General features: G+C 70.7%; 8 protein-coding genes and 1 tRNA gene. 8 read left to right on the top strand and 1 reads right to left on the bottom strand.

The features are described 5' to 3' along the window. The 4 genes from AX685_RS12395 to AX685_RS12380 all read left to right on the top strand — a co-directional run. Positions 1-693: DUF1800 family protein (locus AX685_RS12395; RefSeq protein WP_156445786.1), on the top strand; the 693-nt coding region annotated here is incomplete at its 5' end. Positions 694-697: 4 nt separating this feature from the next. After that, complete coding sequence (locus AX685_RS12390) at positions 698-1852, top strand: DUF1501 domain-containing protein (protein WP_066489134.1); 1155 nt, start codon at positions 698-700, stop codon at positions 1850-1852. 44 nt (positions 1853-1896) lie between these two features. Further along, the gene (gene argS, locus AX685_RS12385) at positions 1897-3624 is read left to right on the top strand and encodes an arginine--tRNA ligase (RefSeq protein ID WP_066489130.1); all 1728 of its coding nucleotides are present in this window, start codon (positions 1897-1899) and stop codon (positions 3622-3624) included. After that, positions 3624-4364, top strand: coding sequence for an SPOR domain-containing protein (locus AX685_RS12380; RefSeq protein WP_066489128.1), 741 nt, complete (start codon positions 3624-3626; stop codon positions 4362-4364). Before argS ends, AX685_RS12380 begins: the two co-directional genes overlap by 1 nt. A 10-nt stretch (positions 4365-4374) precedes the next feature. Here AX685_RS12380 and AX685_RS12375 read toward each other — a convergent pair whose 3' ends face one another. Further along, positions 4375-5241, bottom strand: coding sequence for a MipA/OmpV family protein (locus AX685_RS12375; protein ID WP_066489126.1), 867 nt, complete (start codon positions 5239-5241; stop codon positions 4375-4377). Positions 5242-5364: 123 nt separating this feature from the next. Here AX685_RS12375 and AX685_RS12370 point away from each other — a divergent pair, with 123 nt between their 5' ends. From AX685_RS12370 to AX685_RS12355, 4 genes are all read left to right on the top strand, one after another. After that, positions 5365-6369 (top strand): glycoside hydrolase family 3 N-terminal domain-containing protein, encoded by a 1005-nt coding sequence (locus tag AX685_RS12370; RefSeq protein ID WP_066489124.1) that lies wholly within the window; start codon positions 5365-5367, stop codon positions 6367-6369. Between the two features lie 108 nt (positions 6370-6477). Next, positions 6478-6554, top strand: a tRNA-Pro gene (locus AX685_RS12365). Between the two features lie 177 nt (positions 6555-6731). Continuing rightward, positions 6732-8159, top strand: coding sequence for a GH1 family beta-glucosidase (locus tag AX685_RS12360; RefSeq protein WP_066489121.1), 1428 nt, complete (start codon positions 6732-6734; stop codon positions 8157-8159). 26 nt (positions 8160-8185) lie between these two features. Further along, positions 8186-8634: hypothetical protein (locus AX685_RS12355; RefSeq protein ID WP_066489120.1), on the top strand; the 449-nt coding region annotated here is incomplete at its 3' end.

The raw sequence follows: 8634 nt of genomic DNA, 5'->3' as shown, positions 1-8634 counted from the left end.
GGGCTGGGCGGGGGCGGCAATGCCGATCTGCCGCCCGGCACGTTCCTGTTCGTCCCCGGCCTGCACGAACCGGGCGCGCGCACGCTGCTGGGGCGGCGCTATGCCGAAGACGGGCTGGCGCAGGGGCAGGCGATCCTGAACGATCTGGCGGTGCATCGCGCGACCGCGCGGCATGTCGCGACCAAGCTGGTCCGGCATCTGGCCGGCGACCAGCCGCCCGCGGCGATGGTCGATCGCGTCGCGGCGGCGTTCCTGTCGTCGGGCGGCGACCTGCCGACCGTCTATCGCGCGCTGGTCGCCTCGCCGGAGGCATGGGTGCCGGGGCCGGTGAAGTTCCTGACCCCGTGGGAATGGACCGTCGCCGCCGGACGCGCCACCGGTCAGCGGCGGGTGCCGCCCGGCAGCACATTGGGGCTGCTCGATCAGCTGGGCCAGCCGATGTGGCGTCCGGGTCAGCCCAACGGCTTCGACGATCTGGCGGCGACCTGGGCCGGGCCCGATGCGGTGATGCGCCGCGTGGAGGCGGCGCAGCGGATCGCGGCGCGCACCCCGCCGGTCGATGCGCGCGCGCTGGCGGCGCAATTGTACCCCGGCGCGCTGTCCGCCGCGACCGCGCAGGCGATCGCGCGTGCCGACAGCCCGGCACAGGCGCTGGCGCTGTTGCTGGTCGCCCCCGAAACCTTGCGGAGATAATGTGATGGCGCCTTTCTTGGTCGACCGGCGTGGATTGTTGATGGGGGCGGGCGCGCTGGCGTTCGCGCCGCGTATCGCCTTCGCCGCTGCCGCCACCGACCGCCGCTTCGTGTTCGTGATCCAGCGCGGCGCCGCCGATGGGTTGCAGATGCTTATGCCGGTCGGTGACCCGGCGTTCGCCGCGGCGCGCGGCGCGCTGGCGGAGGATGCCGCGACGGCGACGAAGCTGGACGCGATGTTCGCGCTGCACGCCGCGATGCCGGAGGTGGCGCGGCTGTACGCCGGGGGGCAGGCGCTGTTCGCGCACGCCATCGCCTCGCCCTATCGCGACCGGTCGCATTTCGACGGGCAGAACGTGCTGGAGACCGGTGGGACCGCCGCCTATCAGCAGCGCAGCGGATGGATGAACCGGCTGCTGGCGCTGCTGCCCGCGCAGGAGGCGCAGGCGATCGCGGTATCCGCGACGATCCCGATGGCGCTGCGCGGCGACCGGGAGGTCGCGTCCTACGCCCCGTCGTCGCTGCCCGATGCGTCGGATGACCTGCTGCGCCGCGTCACCGCTTTGTACGAGGGCGACCGGCAGCTGCACGCGATCTGGTCCGAGGCGATGCAGACGCGGATGCTGGCGGGCGACCTGTCGGGCGGTGGCGGGCGGGCGGGCGCCGATACCGGCGCGCTGGCCGCGAAGCTGCTGGCGCCCGCCGACGGCGCGCGGATCGCGATGATCGAAACCGGCGGATGGGACACGCACACCGGTCAGCGGCAGCGTTCGGCGGCGCAGCTGAAGGGGCTGGATGCGCTGGTCGCGTCGCTGCGCAGCGGGCTGGGGCCGCTGTGGGACCGCACGGTCGTGCTGGTCGCGACCGAATTCGGGCGGACGGTGGCGGTCAACGGCACCGGCGGCACCGATCACGGGCAGGCGAGCGCCGCGCTGCTGCTGGGCGGCGGGGTGAAGGGCGGGCGGATCCTCGCCGACTGGCCGGGACTGGCGCCCGCCGCGCTGTACGAGGGCCGCGACCTAAAGCCGACCGCGGCGCTCGACGCCTTCATCGCCGGCGCGTTGGCGGAGCAGTTTGCGCTCGATCCCGCGCGGGTCGGTGCGACGCTGTTTCCGAAGGCGCTGTCGGGGCGGGCGATGACCGGGCTGGTGCGCGCCTGACGGATTTTGCACCCGCGGCACGCATCGGCTAAGGCGCCGCCGCTATGACGCTCTTCACCCGCTATACCGCTCATGTCGATGCCGCGCTCGACGCGCTGACCGCCGCCGGAACCCTGCCTGCCGGGCTGGACCGCCGCAATGTGACGGTCGAGCCGCCGCGCGATGCGACGCATGGCGATCTGGCGACCAATGCCGCGATGGTGCTGGCCAAGCCGGCGGGCACCAACCCGCGCCAGCTGGCCGAGGCGCTGGCCGGCGAGCTGCGCACGCTGGACCAGGTGGCGGCGGTGACGGTCGCCGGGCCGGGCTTCATCAACATGACGCTGCACGACGACGTGTGGCGGCGCGAGATCGATGCGATCCACGCCGCGGGCGCGGATTACGGCCGGTCGGATGCGGGCGCGGGCGTGCGCGTGAACATCGAATATGTCTCCGCCAACCCGACCGGGCCGATGCACATGGGGCATTGCCGCGGCGCGGTGGTGGGCGATGCGCTGGCCAGCCTGCTGCAATTCGCGGGCAATACCGTGATCCGCGAATATTATGTCAACGACGCGGGCGGGCAGGTCGACGTGCTCGCCCGGTCGGCGCACCTGCGCTATCGCGAGGCGCTGGGGCATGAGGTCGGCGCGATCCCGGAGGGGCTGTATCCGGGCGACTATCTGGTCGCGGTCGGGCAGGCGCTGGCACAGGAATTCGGCGATCGTTATGTGGCCGCGCCCGAGGATGAATGGCTGGCGCTGTTCCGCAGCCGCGCGGTGGCGGCGATGCTGGCGCTGATCAAGGACGATCTGGCGCTGCTGGGCATCCACCACGACGTCTTCTCGTCCGAGGCCGAATTGCAGGCCGCGAAGAAGCCGGAGGCCGCCGAGGCGGTGCTGCGCGCGCGTGACCTGGTCTATGACGGCGTGCTGGAAGCGCCCAAGGGCGAGACGCCCGAGGATTGGGAGCCGGTCGAGCTGCCGCTGTTCCGCTCGACGCAGTTCGGCGACGATCAGGATCGCCCGATCCGCAAGTCGAACGGCAGCTGGACCTATTTCGGCGCGGACATGGCCTATCACTATCAGAAGGCGGAGGGGGCCGACCAGCTGATCGATATCTGGGGCGCCGACCATGCCGGCACGGTCAAGCGCATCCAGGCGGCGGTCGCCGCGCTGACCGAGGGGAAGACCCGCTTCGACGTCAAGCTGGTGCAGATGGTGCGGCTGCTGCGCGGCGGCGAGCCGGTGAAGATGTCGAAGCGGGCGGGCAATTTCGTGACGCTGGCCGATGTCGTGCGCGAAGTCGGCAAGGACGTGGTGCGCTTCACGATGCTGACCCGGCGGTCCGACGCGCAGATGGACTTCGACTTCGCCAAGGTGGTGGAAGCGTCGAAGGAGAACCCGGTCTTCTACGTCCAGTACGCCCACGCGCGGGTCCATTCGCTGCACCGCCGTGCCGCGGAGGCGGGGATTTCGGTCGAGGGCGCCGATCTGTCCCGGCTTGATACGCAGGAACTGGCGCTGGTGAAGCTGGCGGCGCAGTTCCCGCGCGTCGTGGAAACCGCCGCTGCGGCGCGTGAGCCGCACCGGATCGCCTTTTATCTCTATGACTTGGCGGCTGAATTTCACGCGCAATGGAATGTCGGCAATGACAAGCCGGAACGCCGCTTCCTGGTGCCCGACGACCATGGCGTCACCGCCGCGCGCTTGTCCTTGGCGGCGGCGATCGGGCGGATTATCCGGAACGGGCTCTCCATCATGGGCGTGGAGGCGGTCACGGAGATGCACTGATGACACCGACCGAACCGATCGGCGCGCCGCGCGATGAAGATCGCCTGCCGTGGCTGGATACGGTCGTGGCGGACGAGCCTGAGGGCGCGCCCGTCGCGCGCGTGATGGTGATGGTGCTGCTGGGGCTGGTCGTGCTGGGCGCGATCCTGTTCGGCCTGTACAAGATGCAGGGCGCGCGCGGCGTCAACGGCGAAGGCGCGCTGATCGCGGCGCAGGAGGGCGACTACAAGGTCCGTCCCGACGATCCCGGCGGGCTGAAGGTGAAGGGCGAGGGCGATTCGGCGATCGCCGCCAGCGCCGGCAGCAACATGAACGGGGCGATCGACCTGCGCGCGGTGCCCGAGGCGCCGATCACCCGTGGCGCCCCCGCGCCCGCGCCGACCGCGCGCGTCGCCACCGGTGGCGCGCCGGTCGCGACCGCCAAGGTGCCGGACGCAAGCGCCCCGCTGCGCGCGCAGCGCCCCGTGACGGCGCCGAGCGCACCGGTGCCCGGCGCGGCATCGGGTGGCGCGCTGATCCAGCTGGGCGCCTTCCCCAGCGAGGCTTCGGCCAATGCGGCGTGGAGCGCGCTGGCCAAGCGCTTCGGCTATGTCGCGACGCTGGGCAAGGTGGTGCAGCCGGCGACCGTCAACGGGCGCACCGTCTATCGCTTGCGCGTCAATGCGGGCAGCGCGAACGCCGCATCGGATATCTGCGGCCGGCTGAAGGTGGCGGGCGAGGGGTGCTTCGTCACCAGCTGACCGCGCGCCTCTAGCGCCCGATCGTGAACGTATAGCCCAGCGCGACCCCGGCCGACACCTGGTTGCGCGAATCGGCGCGCCCGATGATCGGCGAGTCGCCGGCGTCCCCGATCAGCCGGTCCCACCGCCCGACTGCCTGCACCGACCATCGCTGGTCCAGCGCGACGATCGCGCGGCCGACCGCGCCCACCGCATGGGCACCGCCCGACGGATCGAAGCGCGCCAGGCCGGTGCGCGCGGCGGTGTCGGCGTCCACGCCGAACCACGCGCGCTGATAGCGGCGATCGGACAATTGCACGCGCGGCCCCAGCGAGAACAGCCATCGGTCGCCGTCGCGCGCGACATAATCGGCGGCCAGCTGGCTGATCAGGCCGTTATGGCCGGTGACGCCGTGCCGCACGTCGGCGCGCAGCCGCACCGCGTCGATCGGCCACACCTGCGCGAAGACGCCCGGTTCCAGCGAGCGTGACACGCGCGGCAGGCCGCCGCCCAGATCGTCGGCATCGCGCTTTCCGGTCAGCTGGAACATCGGCCCCGCCTCGAACCGGCCGGCGTGGATCAGCGTCAGCGCATTGCCGTCGCCCGGCGCGCCGAACGGGAAGGGATCATTGCCGCGCGCCTTGGAGAGGCTGACGATCGGGGACAGGCGCATCCGGTCGTCACCGGGGAAGGCGGGGTTGAACTGCGGCCCCAGCATCACGCGGATGCGGCGCGGCCGCGTGTCGCGATCGCCGACGATGTCCAGCCCGCCGCGCGGGGTCTTCACCTTCGCACGCGGCGGTCTGGCGTCGTCGCGCGGCCGCGCCGCGGCGGGCGTGGCAGACACCGCGAACGCGAGCGTTGCGGCGATCGGAAGGTGGGCGAGGGTGCGGGGCAAGCGGCGATCCTTTCTGGAACCGGTCCGGGACAATCGTTCTGCCAGCGTACTGGTTCCGCGCGGTTATGCCCCGGCGCCGGCGCGGCATTCGCGTTGCGCGCGCATCCGCCGTAAAGGCGCGGCATGAAGCCCGTCATCTTCGGCCTGTCCGGCCCGTCGCTCACCGATGCCGAGCGCGCGTTCTTCCGCGCGGCGCGCCCGGCCGGCTACATCCTGTTCAAACGTAATGTGGAGACCCGCGCGCAGCTGCGCGCGCTGACCGATTCGCTGCGCGAGTTGGAGGGGCGCGACGACGTGGCGATCCTGGTCGATCAGGAAGGCGGGCCGGTCGCGCGGCTGGCGCCCCCGGAATGGCCCGCCTTTCCCGCCGGTCCCGCCTTCGACCGATTGTACGAGATCGCGCCGATGTCCGCGATCGAGGCGGCGCGCGCCAACGCCCACGCGCTGGGGCTGATGCTGGCGGACATGGGAATCACGGTCGATTGCCACCCGATCCTGGACGTCGCGCGCGCGGGGACGACCGAGGCGATCGCGATCCGCGCGTTCGGGCACGATCCGATGCGCGTCGCCGCGATCGGCCGGGCGACGATGGAGGGGTTGATCGCGGGCGGCGTCGTGCCGGTCGTCAAGCATATGCCGGGGCATGGCAGGGCGCTGCTCGATTCGCACTTCGCGCTTCCCACCGTGACGGCGGACGCCGCCGCGCTGGAGGAGGATCTGGCGCCGTTCCGCGCGCTTGCGCATGCGCCGATGGGGATGACCACGCATATCGTGTTCGAGGCATGGGACCGCGACCGCCCCGCCACGCTGTCGCCGGTGGTGATCGAGGAGGTGATCCGTGGCCGCATCGGCTTCGACGGCCTGTTGATGAGCGACGATCTCGACATGAAGGCGCTGTCGGGCACCCCGGCGGAAAAGGCCGCGGGGGCGATCGCGGCGGGGTGCGACGTGGTGCTGGAATGCCATGCGCCGATCCCGGAGATGGAGGCGATCGTCGCGGGGCTGGACGATATGGCCCCGCCCTCCCGTGCGCGGCTGGACCGTGCGATGGCGGGCCGTACCCCGGCGGCGGGGGACATGGCGGGGTTGATCGACACGCGCGACCGGCTGCTGGCGCTCGCGGAATAGCGGATGTCGGGGGCGATGTGGCGCTGCGAAATCGGTGCTTGAAGTCCCGTGAACCGCTGATATAAGCCGCGGCCTGTCGCCGGCCAATCGGCCGGGCGGCACCCTGGTCGGGGAATAGCTCAGCCTGGTAGAGCACTGTGTTCGGGACGCAGGGGCCGGAGGTTCGAATCCTCTTTCCCCGACCAATTACCTTTCAGACATCGCTGGATCATTCCCCATTTGGGGCGCTGGCCCCATCACGCGGCGTTGGCGCTGTCGCGTCACGTGAAGTGGCTCGACACGCTGATATGGGAACGTTAACAATGCCGTCGGCAGATGGCGCGGTGTGAACGTGGCCATGGGCACGACGATGGGAGAGGGCGATGAAGAGGCGGGATTTCATGCGCGGCGGGGCGACCGCTGCGGGCGCCGGGGTGCTGGCATCCGGCTGGTCGACGCTGGCGCAGGCCGCGCCGCTCGACCTGTCCTTCCCCAGGGGCTTCGTGTTCGGCTGCGCGACGGCGGCCTATCAGATCGAGGGTGCGGTTGCCGAGGACGGCCGCGGGCACAGCAACTGGGACGTGTTCGCGCACACGCCGGGGAAGATCGCCAATGGCGATACCGGCGACGTCGCCTGCGACAGCTATCATCGCTACCCGCAGGATATTGCGCTGCTGCGCGACCTGGGCGTCGGCGCGTATCGTTTCTCGATCGCCTGGCCGCGCATCTTCCCCGATGGGCGCGGCAAGCCCAATGCGAAGGGTGTCGCCTATTACGATCGGCTGGTCGATGCGCTGCTGGCGGCGGGGATCACCCCGCATGCGACGATGTTCCACTGGGACTATCCCGCCGCGCTGCCGGGCGGGTGGCAGAACCGCGACACCGCCTATGCGCTCGCCGATTACGCCGGCTACATGGCGGCCAAGCTGTCCGACCGCGTGAAGCATATCATGACGGTCAACGAACTGCGCTGCTTCACCGACCTGTCGCACAAGGAAGGGCTGCACGCGCCGGGGCTGAAGCTGCCGCCCGCCGGGGTCAACCAGGTGCGCCACCATGGCGTGCTGGCGCACGGGCTGGCGGTGCAGGCGATCCGCGCGCAGGCGAAGCCGGGCACGCAGGTGGGCATCGCCGACAACATGATCGCCTTCACGCCCGTGATGGAGACGCCCGAGCATATCGCCGCCGCGCAGAAGGCGACGCGGATCGAGAATGCGATGTTCCTGACCGCGGTGATGGAGGGGCGCTACCTCGACGAATATCTGGCGCAGGAAGGCGCCGCCGCGCCGAAGGTGAAGGACGGCGACATGGCGATCATCGCCAGTCCGCTCGATTTCGTGTCGCTCAATGTCTACACCCCCGAATGGGTACGCGCCGACGATGGGCCGAAGGGGTATAAGGTCGTGCCGCATGTCGCGTCCTCGCCGCGGATGGCCTCGCCATGGCTCGTGGTCGGGCCGGAGGCGGCCTATTGGACGGTGCGCAACGTCAGCGAGATGTGGAAGCCCAAGGCGCTGTACATCTCCGAAAACGGCGCATCGGCGGACGATACGCTGGCGGGCGACCGCGTCGATGACGCCGACCGGGTGATGTACCTGCGCGGCTATCTATCGCAGTTCCGCCGTGCGGCGGTGGAGGGCTATCCGCTCAAGGGCTATTTCCTGTGGAGCCTGATGGATAATTTCGAATGGGCCGACGGCTATTCGAAGCGGTTCGGCATCCATTACGTCGACTTCGCGTCGCAGCGCCGCGTGCCCAAGCTGAGCGCGCGCTGGTATCGCGAAGTGATCCGCCGCAACCGCATCGTCTGACGACGGATAACAGGGGAGAGGGAAGGATGCGCAGGACGCAACCGTGCGCCGCGATTTTGTCGGCGCTGGCATGGGCGATGGCGGCGCCGAGCGTCGCGCAGCAGGGGACGGATATCCTGTCCTATGCCGTCAACGACGTGTCGGCCGGCTGGGTGCCCTATGGGTCGAACCACAAGGCGCGCGCGATCGACGATGCCGGGGTGCAGGGCGGCCGCGCGATCCGCATCGAGTTGAAGGCGCCCGGCGCGCACCCGTGGGACGATGGCGCCAACGTGCCGATCACCCGCGCGGTGGCGAAGGGCGATCCGCTGGTCTTCGCCTTCTGGGCGCGCGCGCCGAAGGCGGCGGCGGGCGAGCGCGTGACGCTGCCCTTCGCGGGAATCACGCAATCGCATGCTCCCTATGACCAGGTGCTGAAGGGCGCGCCGACGATCGGGCGCGACTGGGCGATGGTAGAGCTGCGCGGTGTCGCCGA

The organism is Sphingomonas sp. CCH9-F2, from assembly GCF_001556735.1.
Lineage (GTDB): Bacteria > Pseudomonadota > Alphaproteobacteria > Sphingomonadales > Sphingomonadaceae > Sphingomonas > Sphingomonas ginsenosidimutans.
The sequence above is the reverse complement of the archived record's forward strand: the minus strand, read 5'-3'. Positions and strand labels throughout refer to the sequence as shown.

Coding starts and splice junctions, on each gene's coding strand:
- AX685_RS12390 (WP_066489134.1), top strand. CDS start 698: ATGGCGCCTTTCTTGGTCGACCGGCGTGGATTGTTGATGGGGGCGGGC.
- AX685_RS12360 (WP_066489121.1), top strand. CDS start 6,732: ATGAAGAGGCGGGATTTCATGCGCGGCGGGGCGACCGCTGCGGGCGCC.
- argS (WP_066489130.1), top strand. CDS start 1,897: ATGACGCTCTTCACCCGCTATACCGCTCATGTCGATGCCGCGCTCGAC.
- AX685_RS12380 (WP_066489128.1), top strand. CDS start 3,624: ATGACACCGACCGAACCGATCGGCGCGCCGCGCGATGAAGATCGCCTG.
- AX685_RS12370 (WP_066489124.1), top strand. CDS start 5,365: ATGAAGCCCGTCATCTTCGGCCTGTCCGGCCCGTCGCTCACCGATGCC.